Consider the following 737-nt stretch of genomic DNA (forward strand, 5'->3'; position numbering starts at 1 on the left):
CCTGGCCCGGATGCAGCTCAGCGGCCTGGCGGGGTTTACCGAAGGCTGTGAGCTGCTGGCCGGGGTGATGGTCAGCCAGTGGGATGCACTGTGGCCGCCGCAGCCGGCGGTCCGCACTGAGATGCTGGACTGGTTTAACACCCGCTGCGGCAACGCCTTACGCCAGCACGACTATACCCCCCGTGACCTGCGGATGATTTACCGGGCCGAGCGGGCCTTACAGCTGATAGTCGACCGGCTCCAGCAGTCCGACCTGAAACGCCTGCCGAAAGTCGAAAACCTGTTGTGGTTCTTCCAGAACACCGCCAAAAAACTGGAACAGCCCCGTATCCTGCCCAAACCCGCCGCCAGCCCCGTGCAGATACCGCCGCTGGTCTACCTGGCCAACACAACCGAGCCGGAAACCGGCGACGACGCGGGATACGACCACAGTCAGCCTAAAGTCCAGGTCCGTTTCCCTGAGCCGCCCCCGCGGCCGATGAGCGCGTTACAGGGGTTTGGCCTGGGTCTCTTACTGGGCGGGTTTGTCCTGACCGGCAGCTGGCTGGGACTTTACCGGCCGCTGCACCAGCAGCTCACCGCCCTGACTGACACCCCGGACGGAGCCAGACTGGCCTGGCTGTACCACCCCGACCTGCAAACTTATGCGCAGCAGTTAACCCGGCTGGCGGACGCCTCCCCGCTGGCGGGGCTGCAACAGGCTGAACAGCTGACCGGTCTGGCACAAAAAACCTGGC

General features: G+C 64.7%; 1 protein-coding gene. It reads left to right on the plus strand.

Annotated features, from left to right (window positions below; all coding sequences use genetic code 11):
- Positions 1-737, plus strand: a 737-nt coding sequence (locus tag Phpb_RS26735) for a type VI secretion system ImpA family N-terminal domain-containing protein (RefSeq protein WP_240492493.1), incomplete at both ends; no start/stop codon positions are given.

The organism is Photorhabdus namnaonensis, from assembly GCF_001684335.1.
Taxonomy (GTDB): Bacteria; Pseudomonadota; Gammaproteobacteria; order Enterobacterales; family Enterobacteriaceae; genus Photorhabdus; species Photorhabdus namnaonensis.